Source organism: Mycobacterium sp. MOTT36Y (assembly GCF_000262165.1).
In the GTDB taxonomy this organism is placed as follows: Bacteria; Actinomycetota; Actinomycetes; order Mycobacteriales; family Mycobacteriaceae; genus Mycobacterium; species Mycobacterium intracellulare.
The window spans coordinates 1,158,071-1,178,861 of sequence record NC_017904.1 but is presented as its reverse complement, the minus strand read 5'-3'; the positions used below and the strand labels follow the sequence as shown (position 1 = coordinate 1,178,861).

General features: G+C 67.5%; 16 protein-coding genes, 1 pseudogene and 1 riboswitch. Of the genes and pseudogenes, 10 read left to right on the top strand and 7 right to left on the bottom strand.

The annotated features are described in order from the left end of the window. Positions 1 to 47: 47 nt before the first annotated feature. The 6 genes from W7S_RS05800 to W7S_RS05775 form a co-directional block, all read right to left on the bottom strand. Positions 48 to 1,262 (bottom strand): cytochrome P450, encoded by a 1,215-nt coding sequence (locus tag W7S_RS05800; protein ID WP_008254447.1) that lies wholly within the window; start codon positions 1,260 to 1,262, stop codon positions 48 to 50. Further along, positions 1,262 to 2,251 (bottom strand): SDR family oxidoreductase, encoded by a 990-nt coding sequence (locus W7S_RS05795; RefSeq protein ID WP_008254445.1) that lies wholly within the window; start codon positions 2,249 to 2,251, stop codon positions 1,262 to 1,264. The genes W7S_RS05800 and W7S_RS05795 overlap by 1 nt, the downstream gene beginning before the upstream one ends. Beyond that, on the bottom strand, positions 2,244 to 3,392 hold the full coding sequence (locus W7S_RS05790; RefSeq protein ID WP_008254443.1) for a spirocyclase AveC family protein: 1,149 nt from the start codon (positions 3,390 to 3,392) through the stop codon (positions 2,244 to 2,246). Before W7S_RS05790 ends, W7S_RS05795 begins: the two co-directional genes overlap by 8 nt. Before the next feature lie 5 nt (positions 3,393 to 3,397). Further along, positions 3,398 to 4,516 carry an ABC transporter substrate-binding protein gene (locus tag W7S_RS05785; RefSeq protein WP_008254441.1) on the bottom strand — a complete coding sequence of 373 codons (1,119 nt, stop codon included), beginning with the start codon at positions 4,514 to 4,516 and terminating at the stop codon, positions 3,398 to 3,400. An 86-nt stretch (positions 4,517 to 4,602) separates the two neighbouring features. Next, a complete protein-coding gene (locus W7S_RS05780; protein WP_008254440.1) occupies positions 4,603 to 5,463 on the bottom strand; it encodes a CbbQ/NirQ/NorQ/GpvN family protein in 861 nt (286 codons plus the stop codon). Positions 5,464 to 5,518: 55 nt separating this feature from the next. Beyond that, the gene (locus W7S_RS05775) at positions 5,519 to 7,234 is read right to left on the bottom strand and encodes a nitric oxide reductase activation protein NorD (RefSeq protein WP_231504877.1); all 1,716 of its coding nucleotides are present in this window, start codon (positions 7,232 to 7,234) and stop codon (positions 5,519 to 5,521) included. Between the two features lie 152 nt (positions 7,235 to 7,386). Here W7S_RS05775 and W7S_RS05770 point away from each other — a divergent pair, with 152 nt between their 5' ends. The 10 genes and pseudogenes from W7S_RS05770 to W7S_RS05725 all read left to right on the top strand — a co-directional run bounded on the left by W7S_RS05770 (position 7,387) and on the right by W7S_RS05725 (position 18,983). Continuing rightward, on the top strand, positions 7,387 to 8,376 hold the full coding sequence (locus tag W7S_RS05770) for an SDR family NAD(P)-dependent oxidoreductase (protein WP_008254438.1): 990 nt from the start codon (positions 7,387 to 7,389) through the stop codon (positions 8,374 to 8,376). A gap of 2 nt (positions 8,377 to 8,378) precedes the next feature. Next, entirely contained in the window at positions 8,379 to 8,948 is a 570-nt protein-coding gene (locus W7S_RS05765) for a nuclear transport factor 2 family protein (RefSeq protein WP_008254437.1), read from the top strand. A gap of 50 nt (positions 8,949 to 8,998) precedes the next feature. Next, the gene (locus W7S_RS05760; protein WP_008254436.1) at positions 8,999 to 10,156 is read left to right on the top strand and encodes an acyl-CoA dehydrogenase family protein; all 1,158 of its coding nucleotides are present in this window, start codon (positions 8,999 to 9,001) and stop codon (positions 10,154 to 10,156) included. Continuing rightward, complete coding sequence (locus tag W7S_RS05755; protein ID WP_008254435.1) at positions 10,153 to 11,265, top strand: acyl-CoA dehydrogenase family protein; 1,113 nt, start codon at positions 10,153 to 10,155, stop codon at positions 11,263 to 11,265. Before W7S_RS05760 ends, W7S_RS05755 begins: the two co-directional genes overlap by 4 nt. Then, complete coding sequence (locus tag W7S_RS05750) at positions 11,265 to 11,912, top strand: nitroreductase family protein (protein WP_008254433.1); 648 nt, start codon at positions 11,265 to 11,267, stop codon at positions 11,910 to 11,912. Before W7S_RS05755 ends, W7S_RS05750 begins: the two co-directional genes overlap by 1 nt. Positions 11,913 to 12,049: 137 nt before the next feature. Next, positions 12,050 to 13,330, top strand: a complete 1,281-nt coding sequence (locus W7S_RS05745; RefSeq protein WP_008254431.1) for a TetR/AcrR family transcriptional regulator — start codon at positions 12,050 to 12,052, stop codon at positions 13,328 to 13,330. 96 nt (positions 13,331 to 13,426) lie between these two features. Further along, the gene (locus W7S_RS05740; protein ID WP_008254428.1) at positions 13,427 to 14,269 is read left to right on the top strand and encodes an SDR family oxidoreductase; all 843 of its coding nucleotides are present in this window, start codon (positions 13,427 to 13,429) and stop codon (positions 14,267 to 14,269) included. A gap of 86 nt (positions 14,270 to 14,355) precedes the next feature. Then, a pseudogene (locus tag W7S_RS05735) lies at positions 14,356 to 14,996 on the top strand (SDR family oxidoreductase). A 47-nt stretch (positions 14,997 to 15,043) separates the two neighbouring features. After that, a riboswitch (cobalamin riboswitch) is annotated at positions 15,044 to 15,290 on the top strand. A 150-nt stretch (positions 15,291 to 15,440) separates the two neighbouring features. Further along, on the top strand, positions 15,441 to 17,711 hold the full coding sequence (gene metE / locus W7S_RS05730) for a 5-methyltetrahydropteroyltriglutamate--homocysteine S-methyltransferase (protein ID WP_008254423.1): 2,271 nt from the start codon (positions 15,441 to 15,443) through the stop codon (positions 17,709 to 17,711). A 78-nt stretch (positions 17,712 to 17,789) separates the two neighbouring features. After that, on the top strand, positions 17,790 to 18,983 hold the full coding sequence (locus tag W7S_RS05725; RefSeq protein ID WP_369751691.1) for an IS30 family transposase: 1,194 nt from the start codon (positions 17,790 to 17,792) through the stop codon (positions 18,981 to 18,983). A gap of 62 nt (positions 18,984 to 19,045) precedes the next feature. Here W7S_RS05725 and W7S_RS05720 read toward each other — a convergent pair whose 3' ends face one another. Further along, positions 19,046 to 20,770, bottom strand: a complete 1,725-nt coding sequence (locus W7S_RS05720) for a DUF3556 domain-containing protein (protein WP_008254420.1) — start codon at positions 20,768 to 20,770, stop codon at positions 19,046 to 19,048. Positions 20,771 to 20,791 lie beyond the last annotated feature (21 nt).

Sequence of the window (20,791 nt, the reverse complement as noted above, 5' to 3'; positions counted from 1 at the left end):
TACCGGAAACTAGCCGATTGGCAAGGTGCAACCGGTCGCGGGGCCGCTTATTGCGGGTCGAACAGCACCGGCACCGACGTCGGCGACCGGAAGACCTGTCCACGGATATGGGGGTCGTCCGCGTCGGGGTCCAGCCGAAGGTTCGGCAGCCGGTCGAGCAAAAGGTTGATGGCGGTGCGCATCTCCAGCCGGGCCAGGTGCATGCCGAGGCAGACGTGCACGCCGTGCCCCCAGCCCAGGTGGCTCTTCGGTGAGCGGAAGATGTCGAACGTGTCCGGTTCGGGGTAGCGGTCTTCCTGCCGATTGGCCGCGCCCAGCATCGGCATCACCGTCGAGCCGGCCGGTATCGGCACCCCGCCGAGTTCGGTGTCGCGGGTGGCCACCCGGGTGATGGTCAGCAGGGGCGGTTCCCACCGCACGCCTTCCTCGATGGCCTGCGGCAGCAGCGACCGGTCGGCGCGGATGGCATCGAGCTGCGCGGGGTCGGACAGCAGCGCCAACAGCAGGCTGCCGAGCGACCGGTAGGTCGTCTCGACGCCAGCGGGCAGCAGCAGGCGCAGGAACGAATAGATCTCCTCGTCCTCGAGTTTCTCGCCGTCGATCTCCGCCTGGGCCAGCCCGCTGATCAGATCGTCCTTGGGCTCGGCGCGGCGGGACGCGAGGATCGGCGCGAAGTAGTCGCACAGCGCCGCCGATGCGGCGAGTCCGCGTTCCGGATTCAGGATCCAGCTCAGCAGCGAGATGGACCAGCGCTGAAACTGCGGGTAGTCCTCCTGCGGCAGGCCCAGCAGGCCGGCGATGATCTGACTGGGATAGTCGAAGGTGAATTCCTTGACCAGGTCGGCCTTGCCGTTGGCCGCGAACTTGTCGATCAGGCTGTTGCCCACGCGCCCGACCAGTTCGTCTTCCCACCGCGCCAAGGCCTTCTGCGAGAAGGCCTTTGACACCAGCGATCGCAGCCGGCCGTGCACCGGCTCGTCCATGCCGAGCATGACCCGCTCCCCCAGCACGGGGCCGAACGCGGCGATGACGGCCGACGAGGAGAACGTCTCGTTGTCGCGCAGCATCTGCTGGGCTTCCTCGTGGCGGTAGACGATGAAGACGGGCTTGGATTCCTCATGCGGCATGCCCGACGCGTCGAGGCGTTGAATGGGTTCCTCGCGGCGCAGCCGGGCCAATTCGGTGTACGGGTCACGCACGTCGCCCGACACCGCGTCGTCGAACGCGCCGAAGTCTTCCAGGTCGTCGAAAAGTTGCTCCATCAGTTCCCCTCACTCCCCTGTTGACGCCGCCCCGCCAGCGCCGCGAGGCGCTGCAGCACGGGCTGCGGAAGAACGCGTGCGGCGAGCACCATCGCCTTTTGGGCCCACGTCAGCGGCCACGCCCCGCCCCGCATCGACCCCTGTCTCGGTATGCCCAGCACGGTCCGCGACATGTGGTGCATGCCCGAGGCGGGCAGGATCCTGTTGGCCGCCAGCAGGATCGACGCGTCCGGGCCGATGCCGCGGCGGCGAAACGGCGCGCGGTCCTCGAGCGCCTTGAGCAGGCCGTCGGTGAAGCGCTCCGGTGGCCGGGCCATTTTCATCGCGAAGCGACCGCGACTGTTCATGGTGTTGTGCAGCCGGGCGTACGGGCCTTCGAAGTTGCGATCGTCGGTGGTGCCGGCGTCGGTGATGATCTCGGTGTCATACGTGCCGGCGACCACCACGGTGACCCCGAGTCCGAAGGGCGCGATCTCGCACGCCATCGATTCCCCCCACCGCTCCAGCGCCCCCTTGGCCGCCGAGTACGGTGCGGTGGCGGGCTGGCCGCGCACTCCAGCGGCGCTGGAAATCAACACAATTCGACCCGTACCGGCCGCTCGCATCTTCGGCAGCAGGGCCTGGGTGAGCGCGACGGGCCCCAGGACGCTGGTGGCGAACATGCGCTGCCACAACGCCATGTCGGTCTCCTCCACCATTCCGGCGGCGGAGATGCCCGCGTTGTGCACCAGCGCATACGGTGCACCCACAGCCTCTTCGATGGCCTTGGCCGCCGCGGCGATCGACGCGTTGTCCGTCAGGTCGAGCTGCACACCGATCAACCGCTCGTCCTCGGTGGCGCCGGTGACACGACGCAGCAGCGGCATTCCCTCATCGGGTGTGCGCATGGCCGCGACGACGCGCCACCCCTCCCGATACAACCGCACCGCCGAGGCGAACCCCAACCCGCGCGACGCGCCGGTGATGACGACCGTGCGCCGCTCAGCCATGGTTGCTCGGCGCCGGTGTCGCGCACGGGCCTTCGCCCGGTGGCGGGGGCTGCACATCGGGCCGGCCGTGGGGTTGACCGCTCATCCAGGTCGACCAGATGCCGACGGAGTACGGTCCGCGCGCGCCCGCCTTCTCGTAGAAGCCTTGCGGGTCATACACTTTGGCTTCCGGATACGGCCATGGGCAGGCGACGGCGGTGGCCGCCTTGGAGGCCTTGATGACGGCGAACCACCCCCCGTAGGCGAAGTAGGAAATGTTGATGATGACGAACATCACCAGGAAGGTGCCGAGCACTGGGCGCGTGGGAAACAGCCTGGCCTTCGCGGACAGCTTCTCCGCCACCGATTTTCCGGTGTCGTCGCGATAGCAGAGGATCGCCGCGGGCACCATCACGAAGGTCACCGAGAACGACTCCCAGATCAGCGGGAACTGGAATGTCGTGCCGGTGAACACCGATCCCCACGGGATCACCTGCGAGTAGATGTACATGCCGGTGTGGACCAGCTGGATCTCCAGCCACGCGTCGAAGATGAAGCCGATCACACAGGTCAACGCGCCCAGGCTGACCAACGGGTGCCGGGAGACGAACGACTGGGGACCGTACTTGGCCTGCAGCTTGCGCAGGATCCAGACCGCTGGGAAGTAGGGGCCGAAATAGAAAGTAACGTAACCGAATACGACGAACGGCTCGACGGTCGGCGACAACGACACCAGGGGCCACGACTCCGGCCAATGGATGAGGTCGGGGTTGTACACCGCGAACGGCGCCCAGTTCATGATCGGGTCCTGCCAGACGATCAGCGTGGTGCACAAGAACATCAGCATCGCGGGGCTGCCCGGATTGCGGCGCCACCCCCGGATGAACACCACCAGCAGCACGATCAGCATGATCACGGTGGAGATCTGCAGGAACGCGATGTAGTCCAGCCCGAAGATGAACTTCACCGGGCGCGGCCGCCCCTGCACGTTGGGGTTAGCGACCCGCGGGTCGAGCGCCACGCGGCAGTTCGCGATGAACACCAGCACGAAGGCGGCCAGCGCGGCGCCGGAGATCCACCCGCCCCAGCCGCGCTTGCCGGTTCGCGGCGGGGAGGCCGGTTCCTGCTGGGCGGCAGGCGGTGTGGTCTGCTCGGTCGACATCGTCGTCAGCCTTCCTCGCCGAAGCGATCAACCAGATGCGAGTTGACGCCGTCGGCGTCGAGCGTCCGGGCCACCAGATACCCGGCGCCCATCCACGCCCGCCGCGTCCACTTGCCGAAGGAGACCCGGGTTCCCGGCGCCCCGGAGGCGGCGGGCATCATCTTCACCCGCTCCAGCGCCTCCTTGACCCCGCGCGGGCTGAGCGGGTGCGCGTCGGTGAACGCGCGCACCAGGGTCGCGGCGACGTCGCGATTCACCACGGTCACGCAGAACTCCGGGCGGCTGCCGTTGTACTTCCTCGCGTAGCTGTCGAGGAACTCCTGGCCGATCCGGTTCGCCTCGTCGTATTGGTCGACACCGATCCAGCCCATGAACGCGTTCCACATGATCGGGTTCACCCAGGCGTTCTGCCACGCGGTGGTGGTGAAACGGGGTGGGTCCCAGTTAAGGGCCTCGAGCGCCGGGTTGATGAAGACGATGCCGAATCCGAATCCCAGGTGCACGATCGCCTCGGCCTTCGCCTCGTGCAGCGTCTGCACCGCAGCGTTGATGTCCTGGGCCGTCTGGGCGATCGCGACTTCCGCCACGATCCGAATCCCCTTGCGCCGACAGGCACTTCGCAGGTTCTTCAGGTAGCTCTCCCCGATGAGGCTCTGCTCGACCAGCACGCCGACCTCGGCGAGACCGCGTTTGGCGATCAGGTCGGCCAGGAAGATGGGTTCGTCGGTCATCGATCCCTGGGGGAACGCGAAGGTCCACTCGCCTAGCCAGTCGTCGGTGCCGGTCACGCTGATCGCGGGCACCTTGAACCGCTCCTCGATCGCTTCGCGCAACGGCACACAGTTGTCGGTGATGTTGGGGCCGAAGACCACCAGGCAGCCCTCGTCGACCAGTTCCCCGTAGGCATCGATCACCGCCTTGACCGAACCCTTGGGCAGGCCCTCGACCTCGCGATAGATCATCTGCACCGGACGGTCCATCAGGCCCTGGGCGACGGCCTCCTCGAAGATGAGGTCGAAGGTCTGGGTGAACGACGCGAACAGATCCTCGGGAAACCCCGGTGGCAGCGTGAAATCCATCAGGTAGCCGACCTTGATCGGCTCAGCGCTGCTTTCGTAGGACATCTGACCTCCCGGGTGACGAACTCGCGCGCGCCCCAACACCGAAAACCTAATATTTGTTCAGACCCTAGCGGGGGCGGTAGGTAGCGTCAATCATCGGGTCCGTCGGGCGCGCAGAGGTAGATGTCGATCATCTCGCCCAGGGCCTTGCCCACCGCGACGTCGTCGGTGAGCGGCCCCGCGATGGCGGCCCGGGCCGCCTCTTTCATGCTCAGCCCCTCCGCCACCAACCGGCCCGCGGCGATCAGCACGCGCGTCGACGCGACCTCACGCAGCCCGCCCGTCTCCAGCCGGCGAATCGCCTGACCGAACCGGACCAGTTCGGCCGCGGTGGCGGCGTCCACGCCGGCCTCGTGCGCGACGATCCCCTGTTCGACATCGGCTGCGGGGAAGTCGAATTCGATCGCGACCATGCGCTGGCGTGTCGAATCCTTGAGGTCCTTGAGTACGCTCTGATACCCGGGGTTGTACGACACCACCAGGCCGAATCCGGGGGCGGCGTCCAGTGTGACGCCGAGTCGCTCGATGGGCAGCTGTCGCCGATGGTCGGCGAGCGGGTGCAGCACCACGGTGGTGTCCTGCCGGGCCTCCACCACCTCGTCGAGGTAGCAGATCGCACCCTCACGCACGGCCCGGGTCAGCGGGCCGTCCACCCAGACGGTCTCGTCACCGCGCAGCAGATACCGGCCGACCAGGTCCGCGGTCGTCAGGTCGTCGTGACAGGCCACGGTGATCAGCGGCCGGCCCAGGTCATAGGCCATCGCCTCGACGAATCGCGTCTTTCCGCAGCCCGTCGGCCCCTTGAGGACCAGCGAGAGGCCCTGGCGGTACGCCGCCTTGAAGACGGCCTCTTCGCTGCCGACCGCCTGGTAATAGGGCCGCACTTCTCCCTTTTCGTCCCCCTCGGACGGACCGCGGTTGAAGTACGCAAGCCCGGACTCGTTGGCCATAGCTTCCCTTCAGATCGTCCGGCGATTGCAGCCTAACCGGAACAGATGTTTGTTTTCAAGTGTCGTGGCTAGCGGCGCCGGTGCGCTGTCGCACCAACTGTGTTCTGGGACTTGACATCACCGACACCCGGCGACGCACCTCGGCCGAGCGCAGCGCGGACCGGAACAACGGTCCGACGACACCGGCCAGCTGATCGGGGCGCGCGATCGTCGCGTGCGCAGCGCTGCCGAACACCCGGCGCAGCGATGGCACGTCGGTCCCCGCGCCGACGGTCAGGCACACGCAGCCGGTCCCCCGCCGGCGCGCCTCGGTCAGCGCACGGCGCGCGTCCGCGGCGCCGTAGGCGCGCTCGTATCCGTGGTCGTAGGCGAGGCCGTCGGACACCACCACCAGCAGCCGGCGCGACGTCCCCCCGCGACCCTCCAGGACCGCCGAACCGTGCCGGATCGCCGCGCCGAGCCGCGAGTACGCGCCGGGTTCCAGGCCGTTGAGCCGCCGGAGAACCAGGGCGTTCAGCTGGTCGTCGAACCGCTTCACGGGCACCATGCTCACCGCCCGCCGGCCCTGCGAGTAGTAGGCGTAGAGCGAGACGCGGTCGCCCAGGTCGTGCAGGGCCACGGTGAGGTTGGCGACCGCGGCGCGCTGTTGCTCGTGGACCGTCCGCCCGACCGTTCCCGGTTCGCCCGCCGACCCCGACACGTCGAGCAGCAGCAGCACCGACAGGTCACGCCGGCGCCGCAGGCTGTCCAGGTACACCGCCTCGTCGGGCACCGCGCCGGCCCGCACTTCGACCCGGGCTTCGACGGCGGCATCGATGTCGATGTCGTCGCCTTGCGACTGCCGGTGCCGGCGGTGCAACCCCATGCCGAGCCGCGAAAGTGGCCGGCGCACACCGATTGCGTCGTCGATGGCCTGTGTCGCGGACGCTTTGATCGTCGGCTCGACCTCACGCACGGTGCACCACGCGTGCCGGTAGCTCTTGCGCGCCACATCCCATTCCGGATACCGCACGCCGTCCGCGACGGGGTCCTGCTCGTTCCCCTCGTCGCCGGGGGCCGAGGCCAGCGACGCCACGGCGTAGGCGCCGCGCTTGGTGGAGTTGGTGCGATGCGTCGGGCTGTCCGCGCCGGGCGGACCCCCGCCGCTCCCGGTCTTGCGCGCCGAGGAGAGCATCTTTTTCAGCCATTTGCCGATGAAGCCGCCCCCGCCCACCGGGCTGGTGAACAAGTCCGGGTCGTCGGAATCGTCGACCTCACCGTCGTCGAGCTCCTCGAGTTCCGGCTTCTGGCTGCGCGAACTTCGCGGAACGTGTTGGGGCTCAGCCTGATTCTGTTGCGTGGCCACCCTTGAGGCCGCCACCACCTTCCCCGCACGGATCACGCCGAATTCCGGTGCCGGGTCCTGAATGGCTCCCCGCGCGGAGGCGATGCGCAGCGACGCGGCGGGCGAGTCACTGCGGCCGGCGACGCCGCGATCACCTACCGACGCCAGGACGCCCGGCAGCACGTCGGCGTTACTCATCAGTGCGCGATGACCCTCCACCGCCAGATAGCGTCTGGCCAGTCGCGGGTGGCGTACCAGGGGCCGCACCACGTCGGGATCCAGACTGCCGGCCGCGATCATCGAGGCCTGCACCGCAACCGATGCGAGCCGCGCGCGGTCTGGCGCGACCGGGTCGACGTAGATCGTCTGGCCGTCCGTCCACGGCGATTCACCCGGCTGCAATTCGGCGACGGCCACCGCCCGCCCCGCCAGCGCCGAGGCGAGCATGCCGAGCCCGTGCACCCGGTCGCCACGCCCGTCGTCCGCCACGCCCGACCTCCGAACCGATCGTTGACCAAATATCTGTTCCACCGTAAAGTCCGCCGTGGGCGCAGTCAATCGCGTCACGCGCGCGGACACGAGTTAGTCGGGAGCACATCATGATTGACTTCACCGGCCAGGTAGCGGTGGTCACCGGCGCCGGCCGCGGGCTCGGTCGGCTGTACGCGCTCGACCTGGCCCGCCGCGGCGCCGCGGTGGTGGTCAACGACCTGGGCGGCGGAATGCGCGGCCTTGCACACGAAGCCGCAGACTCGAGCGTGGCCGACGAGGTGGTCGACGAGATCACGACAGCGGGGGGCCGGGCGATCGCCTCGTACGATTCCGTGGACACCCCCGCCGGCGGCCAGGCGATCGTCGACGCGGCCGTGGATGCCTTCGGGCGCCTGGACGCGGTGATCAGCAACGCCGGCATCTTCGGCAGCGTGCCCTTTGAGGATCTGTCGCACGACGACTGGACGCGCATGCTGCGCGTGCATCTCGACGGCGGCTTTCATCTGTCCCAGCCCGCGTATCGCGTGATGAAGAAGAACAGGGGCGGCCGCTTCGTGTTCATCTCGTCGTCCGCCGGGCTCTTCGGGCAGCCGATGGAGGCGCACTACGCCGCGGCCAAGGCCGGGCTGGTGGGGTTGACGAACGTCATCGCGATCGAAGGCGAGGCGCACGGGATCCTCGCCAATTCCGTGCTGCCGACCGGCTTCTCGCGCATGGTCACCGAAACCGTCGGCGACGAGAAATTCCTCGCCGAATCCGGCTTCATGCAGGCCATCAGGCCCGAACTCGTCGTGCCCCTGGTGACGTTTCTCGCCAGCACCGCCTGCACCTTCACCCACCGCAACTACTCGGCCTCCGCCGGCCGCTACGCGCGGGTGTTCGTCGGCCTTGCCGAGGGATGGCTCGCCGACGCCGGCGGCCGCCCCACCGCCGAGGACATCGAGCAACATCTCGCGCAGATCTCGTCGACGGAGAAGTTCAGCGTGCCCGCCTCGATCGTCGACGAGGTGCTCGAAGTGTGCGAGCGGCGCGGCGTCAGCCCGATGCCGGGCGGGACCGACATCGAATTCCCCGCACCCCAACAGCACGGGAGCTGATCGTGGAGGACGAATTGCGCCAACAGGTCCGGTGGCTGGCCGACCGCGCGGCGATCTACGACTGCATGCAGCGCTACGCCCGCGGGATCGACCGGCAGGATCGTGGGCTGCTGCGGTCGGCCTACCACGACGGCGCCGTCGACGACCACGTCGGATTCGTGGGCGAGGTGGACGATTTCATCGACTGGGCGCTGGCCTATCACGGTAGCCAGACGCGGTACCAGCACTATCTGCTCAACCACACCGCCGACATCGACGGCGACGAAGCCCACGCCGAGACCTACTACCTGTTCGTCGGGACCGACCGCGAACCGGCAAACCACATGACGGTCTCCGGCGGTCGTTATGTCGACCGGCTGCAGCGGCGCGACGGGCGGTGGGCCATCGTCGATCGGGTCTGTCTGGTGGAGTTCATCGACGAATCGCAGTCGCTGCTCACCGACGCAGCCATCGCGATGGTCCCGGGTGCGCGCACGCCCCGCCACGACGCGAGCGATGCCTCCTACGATCGCCCGCTGGCCGCGTCGCGCGCGCCGGACGTCGTCATTGACCAAGCATCGGCTCAACCGTAGAGTCCGGCTTGGTCGCAAGGGACGCATAAGAGGCCAAAGAAAAAGGCAACGTGGACTTTTCATACCCGGCGGATGTGGAACGGTTCCGCCTCGAGCTGCGTGGCTGGCTGGCGGAAAACCTGACCGACGAGCTGGTGGCCGCGCGCCGGCCCACCGGGCGCGACGACGCCGCGTTCGAGAAGCTGCGCGTGTGGAACGCGACGATGGCCGACGCGGGATGGGCCGCGGTGTCGTGGCCGCGTGAGTACGGCGGGCGCGGCGCGACGGTGCTCGAGCAACTGGTCTACACCGAGGAAACCACCCGCGCCCGAGCGCCCGTGCCGCTCAACGTCATTGGGCTGAACAACATCGCGCCGGCGATCATGCAATACGGCACCGAGTCCCAGAAGCGCACCCTGCTCCCGCGCATGATGCGCGCCGACGACATCTGGTGTCAGGGCATGTCGGAACCCGAGGCGGGCTCGGACCTCGCGGCGTTGCGCACCCGCGCCGTGCGTGACGGCGACGACTTCATCGTCAACGGCCAGAAGATCTGGACGTCGCTGGGACATCGGGCCGACTGGTGCCAGCTCTACGTGCGCACCGATGCCGACGCTCCCAAGCACAAGGGGATCTCCTGCCTGATCGTCGACATGACCCTGCCCGGCATCGAGGCACGCCCGCTGGTCACGCTCAACGGCGACGCCGACTTCGCCGAGGTGTTCTTTCACGACGTGCGGGTGCCGGCGGACGCCTTGCTCGGGCCACTCAACGCGGGCTGGCAGGTGGCCACCACCACGCTCAGCCACGAGCGTGCCGGGGCCGCCCGGTTGTACGCCGAAATGCAGGTGCGGCTCGAAGAGCTGGTGGACGATCTCGCCGCGGCGGACACCGGCGCGCTGGACGACCCGGTCACACTGCGGCGCCTCGGCGAAATCGCCGTCCGCATCAAGTATCTCGAAGTCCTGTGTCAACGATCGATCTCGGCCACGATGCACGGCGGTTCGGAAAAAACAGCATTGGGGTCGGCCAGCCTCGCCAAGACCGTGTGGGGCGAGATCGGACAGGACCTGGCCGCCCTGGCCTATGACACACTGGGCGGCCGCGACGCCGGTGCCCCGTGGGGGGACTACCGCCTGACGTCGCGCGCGCTGACCATCGCGGGCGGCACCAGCCAGATCAACAAGAACATCACCGCCCAACGGGTACTGGGGCTGCCGCGAAAATGAACCTCGAACTCAGCGACGAGCAGGCAGCGCTGCGCGACACCACGCGGCACTTCCTCGCCGAAAAGGCCTCCGTCTCCGACCACGTGCGCCCGCTACTCGACGACCCGACCGGCACCGATGAGTCGGTGTGGCGCGGCCTGGCCGGTCTCGGCGTCACCGGTCTGCTGGTGCCGGAGGACTGCGGCGGCTCCGGCATGACGATGGTCGAGGCCGGCATCGTCGCCGAAGAGCTGGGGGCCGCACTGCATCCGGGACCGTGGTTGTCGACCGCGGTGGCCGCCCCACGGGCGCTGAACCTGTTGGGCGCCAACGACACCGCCGCAGAACTGCTGCGCGGTATCGCGGACGGCACCACGATCACCGCCGTCTGCTTCCTGGACCTCGGCAACGCGTCCGTCACCGCCAGCCGCCGCGACGACGGTGTGGCCCTCCGCGGCGAGGCCACCGGCGTACCCGATGCCGCCGCCGCCGACGAGCTGCTCGTGCTCGCCGACGCTGCCGGCGACACCGGGCTTTTCGCGGTGCGAAACGGCTCGCCCGGGGTGTCAATTGCGGCCCAGCCCGGCATCGACCCGACCCGCAAGCAGTTTCGCGTCTCGTTCGACGCCGCCCCCGCCCGGCGCCTGGCCCCGGTGTCTGCGCACCAGATCGCCGCGGTGATCGACGACGTGCTGATCGCGTCCGCCGCCGACGCGCTCGGCGCCGCGCGCGCAGTCATGGACCTCGCCGTCGGATACGCAAAAGCCCGAACGCAATTCGGTCAACCGATCGGCTCGTTCCAGGCGATCCAGCACCTGTGCGTCGACATGTACGAGACCGTCGAGCTGGCCCGCAGCGGGGTGATCCACGCCCTGTGGGCCAGCGACACGCACCCCGGCGCCGACGGCGGCGAGCGGCATCTTGCCGCGCTGCGGGCCAAGGCGTTCGCCGGGCGGCTGGCGACCGTGGCCGACACCGCCATCCAGGTGTTCGGCGGGATCGGCTACACCTGGGAACACGACGCTCACCTCTATCTCAAGCGCTTGCTGGGCTGGAGCGCGTTTCTTGGCGGGCCCGACCGGTACCTCACCGAAATCGGTGCGCGCCTTGCGAAGAGAGGACGTCACTGATGGAGATCGACTATCTGCTCACCGCAACCCCGTCGGCGCGAAAGTCGCTCGACCTGGACGCCGACGTCGATCTCGGCGACATCCGCGAGTGCCTGCGGATCGGCCTTCAGGCCGCGAACGGGTCCAACGCGCAGTCATGGCGCTGGCTGGTGATCGCCGACCCGGCGCTGCGCGCCAAGATCGCCGAGCTGTATCGCGAGGCCTACCTGCGGCGGGTCGGCGGGCAGCTGCTTGCCGATCTCATGCCGGCGGGAACACCCGAGAGCCGGGTCATGTCGTCCACGGAGTGGCTCGTGGAGAACATGGCGCGCGTGCCGCTGCTGGTGATCCCCTGCTATGAGGCCTACGTGCCGCGCATCGATGGTGACGAATCGTTCCACCTGGCAACGCTGTACGGTTCGATCTTCCCGCCGGTGTGGAATTTTCAGCTGGCCCTGCACACCCGCGGATACGGCACCTGCATCACGACCCTGCACCTGCACCACGAGGAGGAAGTCCGAAAGTTGCTCGGGATTCCGCAAACCTACGTTCAGGGCTGCCTGCTGCCGGTGGGCCGCCTGCGCGCGGGCCGCACCTTCCGGCCGGCCCCGCGGCGCCCGGTCGAGGACGTGGTCGCGCGCGACCGCTGGGATGGCCCGGCGCTCTAGAATGGGGTTTTCGCCGCTTGTGCAGCGCATTCATCGGGGCCCGTCTGATAGCCTCTAACAAAGATTTGGTTCGGCACGAGAGGACGAATGCGCATGCTCGCCACCCCGCACTCGTCCCGGCTCCCACACCGCTGATCATGGCGAAAGCCGAGTCACTGCGGTCCGGCGGAACCACCGATTCCCCGACGCGCCGCGCCGAGATCCTTGCCACGGCGGCATCACTGATCGCGTCCTCCGGATTGCGGACCTCGCTACAGGAAATCGCCGATGCCGCAGGCATTCTTCCCGGCAGCCTGTATCACCACTTCGAGTCCAAAGAGGCGATCCTCGTCGAGCTGATCCGGCGCTATCAAGACGATCTGGAACGGATCGGCCGGTCCGCGCAGGCGAAGCTGGACGAACCGGACTCCCGTCCGGTCGCCGAACAGATCATCGAACTCGGAGCGGCGATCGCCAACTGCGCCGTCGAACACCGCGCCGCCCTGCAAATGTCCTTCTACGAGGGGCCGAGCACGGATCCTGAGCTGATCAAGCTGACGCAGCAGCGGCCCGTCGCGATTCAGGAGGCGATGCTGCAAACGCTGCGCGCCGGCCGCTGGAGCGGCTACATCAAACCCGACATCGACCTGCCCACGCTGGCCGACCGCATCTGCCAAACCATGCTGCAGGTCGGCCTCGACGTCATGCGCCACAAATCTCCCGGGGATCAGGTGGCCGGCCTGCTGTGCCGAATCATCCTGCAGGGGTTGGCAACTCGCTCCCCGGCCGACGCCGCGCTGGACCGCTCGAAGGCCTTCGCCGCCGCCGACGACGTCATCGCCACCTGGTCCGACGACAGCGACGCCGACCCCAGCGACAAGGCGGCACTCGTGCGTGCGGTGGCGCGAACGGAATTCGGACGCAGGGGTTATGAGGTCACCACCATCAGGGACATCGCGTCGGCCGCCGGGCTTGGCACCGGGACCGTGTACCGGGTGATCGGATCCAAGGACGAGCTGCTCGCCTCGATCATGGAGTCCTTCGGCAAGAAGGTGGAGGCGGGCTGGGTCAACGTCCTGCGCTCGGATGCCACCCCGATCGAAAAGCTGGACGCGCTGAGTTGGGTCAACGTCAACGCGCTCGACCGGTTTTCCGACGAGTTCAGGATCCAACTCGCCTGGATGCGTCAATCACCCCCGGACACGCCCAACCCGGGCTGGCTGTACGCCACGCGGCTGCGGCAAATGAAAACGCTGCTTTCCGAGGGGATCCGGTCCGGGGAGATCGGCGTCGACGCGCCGTCCACCGCGATGTTGGCACGCTGCGTGGTCGGCCTGCAGTGGATACCGGAGAACATCCTCCGAGACGTCGGCAAACGCGCGGGACTGGTGCACGCCCGCGACACCGTGCTGCGCGGCGTCGCCGTGCGCGGCAAGTAAACCGCAATAACCCGACCCGGTATTGAACCAAATAACTGTTACCCATACAGTTGAGCAGTTAGAACCGCGTTGGCATTATCCGAGAAGGGGATTTCCATGACCATTGTCGATCGGTTGCGCTACGACGGCAAGCGCGCTCTGGTGGTCGGCGGCGCGACTGGCATGGGCGCCGCCGCGGCCAAGTCAGCGGCCGAACTGGGCGCCGAAGTGATCGTGATGGACTACGCGCCGGTGGACTACAAGGTCGCCCAGTCCGTCCAGGTGGACCTGCGCGACCCCGCGTCCATCGATTCCGCCCTCGAGCAGGTCGACGGCCCCATCCACGCGGTGTTCTCCGCCGCCGGCGTCGCCGACGGAACGATCGACCTGATGAAGATCAACTTCATCGGCCACCGCCACCTGATCGACCGCCTGCTGGAAAAGGACCAACTGCCCAACGGCTCGGCCATCTGCTTCATCTCCTCGGTCGCGGGCATGGGCTGGGAGAACGACCTGGACCTGATGCTGGAATTCCTGGCCACCCCGGACTTCGCGGCGGCCGAGGCGTGGTGCCAGGCGCACGAGGCCGAAGGGATCAACCACTACGGCACCAGCAAAAAGGTGATCAACACCTACGTGGCGACCCAGGGCTACCCGTTGGCGAAGAAGGGCATTCGCATCAACGCGATCTGCCCCGGCCCGACCGACACCCCGCTGGCCCAGGCCAACGCCGACCTGTGGCTGTCCTTCGCCCAGGACTACCGCGACGAGACCGGCTCCAAGGTGCACACCCCCGAGCAGATGGGCGACGTGATGGCCTTCCTCAACAGCGAGGCGGCCTGCGGCGTCAGCGGGATCACCCTGCTGGTGGACTCGGGCCACACCATGGCCTCGATGACCGGTGCCTACGCGCCGGGCAAGCCGATCATCGACATCATCATGGGCAAGGTGAAGCTCTAACCTTTCTCCCGCGAGACCGAACCGCCTACCGCTCTACCCGGCGTTCGCGTCGGGAGTTCCAGACTCGCGGGAAGTAGCGTGGGGGCATGGCTCGCATCGCCCTCATCGGCGGCCACGGCAAGGTCGCCCTGCAACTGGCCCAGATCCTGACCGAACGCGGCGACGATGTGAGCTCGGTCTTCCGCAACCCGGACCACGCCAGCGATGTCGCCGCCACCGGCGCCAAACCCGTGACGGCCGACATCGAGCGGCTCGACACCGACGCCCTGGCCGGCCTGCTGGCCGGGCATGACGCGGTGGTGTTCTCCGCCGGGGCCGGCGGCGGCAACCCGGCACGGACCTATGCCGTCGACCGCGACGCGGCCATCCGGGTGATCGACGCCGCGGCCCAGGCGGGCGTCACGCGGTTCGTGATGGTGTCCTACTTCGGCGCCGGCCCGGATCATGGTGTGCCACAAGACGACCCGTTCTTCGCCTACGCGGAGGCCAAGGCGGCCGCGGACGCCCACCTGCGCGCCAGCGACTTGGACTGGACGGTCCTGGGCCGGGCCGGCTCACCCTCGAGCCGGCGACCGGGCGCATCGCGCTGGACAAGGGCAAGGGCTCGGTTTCGCGCGCCGACGTCGCGCAGGTGGCCGCCGCCGCGCTGGCGGACGACTCCACGATCGGTCGCACCATCGAGTTCAACAACGGCGACGTCCCGATCGCCCAGGCACTGGCTCGCTGACCCTGTCACCAGCGGAGTAAGCTGCGCTACGCAGCTGGTCTGCCGTCACCGCACAACGCGGCGTCGGCATCGAGCGAGACATGTTAGACATGCTTCGCAAGAGGGAACCCGGTGGGAGTCCGGGACTGTCCCGCAGCGGTATGCAGGAACGACCGCCGTCACGAGCACTGGTCTGGCGAAAAGACTGGGAAGCGACGGCCATTAGGAACTGCCCGGCTCCTCAGCGGCCGGGCGTGAGCACCCCCCGGTGCGCGCCTGCGAGTCCGAAGACCTGCCAGCTGTGCCGGACGCGCCGCGTCCGGCGGGCTCATCGCCTCGTGGAATGGGCGTTTGACCGTAACCGTTAGTGGTAAGTGCCTGAAAGAAAATCGGGCACGCACCGCGAGACGGTTCGGCCTCGCGTCCGCCGGCGGTGACCAGACCGTTGATAAAAGGACGAAAAACGTGACCACTCAACCATTCACCGCCACGGTTACCGGCTCGCCGCGCATCGGCCCGAAACGCGAACTCAAGCGCGCCACCGAGGGCTACTGGGCCGGCCGCACCAGCAGATCGGAACTGGAATCCGTCGCCGCGACACTGCGCCGCGACACCTGGGCGAGCCTGGCGGCCGCGGGCCTGGACTCGGTGCCCGTGAACACCTTCTCCTACTACGACCAGATGCTGGACACCGCGGTGATGCTCGACGCGCTGCCGGCCCGGGCCACGCAGGTCTCCGACGACCTCGACCGCTACTTCGCCGCCGCGCGCGGCAATTCCGACGTCGCGCCGCTGGAAATGACCAAGTGGTTCGACACCAACTACCACTACATCGTTCCCGAGATCGCCCCCACCACGAAGTTCGCGCTGAACCCCGACAAGGTGCTCTCGGAGCTGAAAGAGGCTTTGGCACAGGGCATTCCCGCGCGGCCGGTCGTCATCGGGCCGATCACCTTCCTGCTGCTCAGCAAAGGCATCGACGGCGCGGGCGCACCCATCGAACGACTCGAGGAACTGGTGGGAATCTATTCCGAACTGCTGTCGCTGCTCGCCGACAACGGCGCGCAGTGGGTGCAGCTCGACGAGCCGGCGCTGGTGACCGACGCCTCCCCCGACGCGCCCGCGTTGGCCGAGGCCGTCTACAACAAGCTCGGCGCGGTGAGCAACCGGCCGTCGATCTACGTCGCCACCTACTTCGGCGACCCCGGCGCGGCGTTGGCCGGTCTGGCCCGCACGCCCGTCGAGGCGATCGGCGTCGATCTGGTCTACGGTCCCGACACGGCCGTCGCTGCGGTACCCGAACTAGCCGACAAGGTACTGGTGGCCGGCGTCGTCGACGGACGCAACATCTGGCGCACCGACCTGCAGGCGGCGCTGGACAAACTGGCGAGCCTGCTGGGTTCGGCTGCCGCGGTTGCCGTCTCGACGTCCTGCTCGACGCTGCACGTCCCGTATTCGTTGGAGCCGGAAACCGGACTCGACGAGGCGCTGCGCAGCTGGCTGGCCTTCGGACAGGAGAAGGTCGGCGAGGTGGTGGCGCTCGCCCGCGCACTGCGCGAGGGGCGCGAGGCGGTCGCCGACGAGATCGCGGCGTCGAACGCCGCGGTGGCCTCCCGCAAGAGCGATCCGCGCCTGCACAACGACCGCATCCGTGCCCGCATCGACTCGATCGTGGCCTCCGGCACACACCGCGGTGACGCGGCGAGGCGCCGGGCCAGCCAGGACGAGCGGCTGCAGCTGCCGCCGCTGCCGACGACGACGATCGGATCGTTTCCGCAGACCGCTCAGATCCGCAAGGCCCGCGCGGCGCTGGTCGCCGGCGAGATCGACGCGGCCGAGTACGAAAAGCGGATGAAGCAGGAGATCGCCGACGTCATCAAGCTGCAGGAGAACCTCGGGATCGACGTGCTGGTGCACGGCGAGCCCGAGCGCAACGACATGGTGCAGTACTTCGCCGAGCAGCTGGAGGGCTTTTTCGCCACCAAGAACGGCTGGGTGCAGTCCTACGGCAGCCGCTGCGTGCGCCCGCCGATCCTCTACGGCGACGTGATCCGCCAGCACCCGATGACGGTGGAGTGGGCCAAGTACGCGCAGTCGCTGACAGACAAGCCGGTGAAGGGCATGCTGACGGGTCCGGTCACGATCCTGGCGTGGTCGTTCGTGCGCGACGACCAGCCGCTGGCCGACACCGCCAACCAGGTGGCGCTCGCGATTCGCGACGAGACCGTGGACCTGCAGTCCGCCGGTATCGCGGTGATCCAGGTCGACGAGCCGGCGCTGCGTGAGCTGCTGCCGCTGCGTCGCGTCGACCAGGACGACTACTTGCGTTGGGCCGTAGGGGCTTTCCGGTTGGCCACGTCGGGTGTCGCGGACTCCACGCAGATCCACACCCACCTGTGCTACTCGGAATTCGGTGATGTGATCGGCGCGATCGCCGATCTGGATGCCGACGTGACGTCGATCGAGGCGGCACGCTCACACATGGAGGTGCTCGACGACCTCAACGCGATCGGCTTCTCCAACAGCGTCGGACCGGGCGTCTACGACATCCACTCGCCCCGGGTGCCGAGCACCGAGGAGATGGCGGAGTCGCTGCGCGCGGCGCTGCGAGCCGTTCCGGCCGAACGGCTTTGGGTCAACCCGGACTGCGGACTGAAGACCCGCAACTCCGACGAGGTGACCGCGTCGCTGAAGAACATGGTCGCCGCCGCGCAGGAAGTGCGCGCGGGGGTCTGAGGCCTCGCGGGCGTAACGCCACGGCGGTTTCCGGCGGGCAGATTCATACGGTCAATGCAATTTCCACGTTTGAGGAGGTTGCAGGTGTCAGTTGCTTATCCGCGTTCGATGCGGCGAGAGTTCTTTGATCGGGTGTGTGCAGGGGAATCATTGCGTGAAGCCGGCCGTCAGGTCGGTGTGTCGATCCAGACCGGATGGAGCTGGTGGCATGACGCTGGATCAATGCAATTACGAAGTGGTACGGGCTCTGATACCGGCCTTGCCGAACCAGGTGATCTGACCCGGCCGGGCGCGCGGGGACACCGGCTCAGTTTCGATGAACGCCTGGTGATTATGCGGGGTCTGGACAAGGGCCTCACCCAGGTCGAGATCGCCGACGAGCTCGACCGCGACGCCAGCGTCATCTCCCGTGAGCTCAAACGCAATCGCAATCCCGACGGGGATTACCACGCTGGTCTTGCCCATGCCCGCGCCGCCAAGAAAGCCAAGCGTCCCAAAGCATTCAAACTCCAAGACCGCGCGCTATGCGAGGCCATAGAGGACTGGATGGATCAGGGATGGAGTCCCAAACTGATCGCCGATGTCTTGGCGCGCGATCACCCCGATGACAGGCTGGCACGGGTGAGCCACGAAACCATCTACCAGTGCCTCTACGTCCAAACTCGTGGTCAACTGCGCGCCGACCTGAGTAAGCGTTTGTCGACGAAACGCGCGGCCCGCAAATCCCGGGACCACACCGAACGGCGGGGGAAATTCCACGATGTGTTCACCATCAGCGACCGGCCCGCCGAGGCCGCCGACCGCGCGGTGCCCGGCCACTGGGAAGGTGATCTGATCGTCGGCCCCAACAGCGCCATCGGCACCCTGGTCGAGCGGTCCACCCGCTTTACGATGCTGCTGCATTTGCCCGGCGATCACACCGCCGAGACGGTGGCCGGCGCGATGATCGAAGCGATGCGCCAGTTACCCGAACACCTTCGTCGATCAATCACCTGGGACCGTGGCAGCGAAATGGCCCGCTGGCGCGACATTCACCTGCAACTCAACACCCCGGTCTATTTCTGCAATCCGCACTCGCCCTGGCAACGCGGCACCAACGAAAACACCAACCGCCTCCTGCGCTTCTGGTTCGAAAAGGGCAGCGACCTCAGCGGTTACACCCCAGCAGACCTCAAACGCATCCAAGACACCCTCAACCGACGACCGCGCCCAACCCTTGACCTCGACACCCCCGCCCAACGCCTGGCCGCCCTCCTCGACCAAGCCGCCTAACAAAAATGCATTAGCCACTTGACTTTGAGGCGGGAAATGTCGCCGTGGCGTTACAACCGCGCCTACCCCGACACCACCTCGACGGGAACGTCGTCGGCCCAGGGCTGGCGGGTGACCATGTCGGCGACCCGGACGATGCCGCGCTCGAACTCACCGGTCGCGGCGTCGACCAACCGATACGCCTGCGTCTGCTTGTGAATCGGTTGCGCGTCAAGCAGAACCACGCGGACCTCACCCGGTTCGAAGTGGCAGCGCTCCTGCAGCGCGCTGATCAGCTGCTCGTTGTGCATGTGGCCGTCGCCGAAGTTCCAGCCGATCGCGGTGCTGCAGATCCGCTCGCCGTCGGTGAGGACGTAGTCGTCCTCGTTCTGGCCGGCCATGGCGCGGTGCGCCAGCGTGAACAGCGCCCGGCCGTGAGTGTTGAAGCCGCGGAACGCATATCCCATGTAGAGCGGGATCTGCGCCGCCTCCGGGCTGCCGTAGAACCGTTCCAGCTGGGCCTGCGGCATGCTGGCGATCGCCACGATGCCCCTGCCGATCTTGTCGTTGGCGGACGGCTTGATGCACCACAGCGTGGTGTCCCAGTTGCCCGCGTAGTACCGCATCCCGGGCAGAAACGAGATCTTGCGCGGAAACATGTTGCCCAGCAGAACGATTCCCGCGATCACGACAAACAGGATCGCCACCACCACCGGGTGCTTGAGGTCCGCGAGACCGAGCTGGGTGTGGGCGACGAACAGCGACAGCACCCCGAAGATCATGAAGACATTCCACTCCAGTGGCACGCCCATCGGGATCGAGACCAGGATGCCGAGGTGGAAGCACACCATGACGACGGCGGCCACCGTGACGGGCCAGCCGCCGTGACAGAAGAACAGCGGCAGCGGCACCAGCATCTCGATGGCGGTGCTCAGGTGCGCCAGCCACCGCGACAGCCACCCCGGCCGCAGGTCGTCCGGGAACTTCTCGAAGAAGCGCCTTTTCAGCCAGCGCGGCCGCACCAGCGGATTGTTCGACATCATCGTGGAGATCACGAACGGAAAGTGTTTGTTGAGTTTGGATGTCGCGGCGCCCATCCAGATCACCAGGAACACCACCTTGGAGCCGATGATCATGTCGGGCGCGGCGAACAGGAACGTCACCGCCATCGTCGCGTAGACCTCGCCACGCGCGGCCAGGAAGATCACCTTGTCGCGCAGGCCGAGCACCGCGAGCAGCAGCAGGATCAGCACGACCTTCCATGCGGGCAGCAGCCCGATGGTCGTGCCCAGTTCGGGGATCGGCCCGGTGCCGTCGGCGAACAGCGCCGCGAACGTCACCAGAAGGAACAGCGCATACAGGGCCACGTCGATCGGTTTGCGCTTCGTGCCCTTGGTCAGTGGCACGCGGTCCGGCCAGGGTGGCAGCCGGATGGTGCCGAAGCGCATCCAGTACAGGACCGAACCCATCGGCGGGAAGAACCGGTTGTTCAGCGGGCCGAAGCCGCAGCCCAATCCGATCACCTCGAACAGCATCGTGTAGAGCACGACCTTCTCGAACACGATCGGCTCCGACCACCACGACGCGACCTGTGTGAACCCGCCGAGGCCGCGGGTGGCCGAGGCGAACACCCACGCGCCGAGGATGTAGAGCAGGATTTTGACGACGTAGAACAGGTGCAGCGCGACCGGCGTGCCGAAGCCGACTTCGGCCCAGTGCTTGGCCATCGGGCGGATCTTGTCGCTGCGGCTGCCCTTGTTCCATTCGGCCATGTCGAGCTGCGGTAGCTCGGGCTTCAGAAATCCCATGGTTCCACAGACTAGAACGTG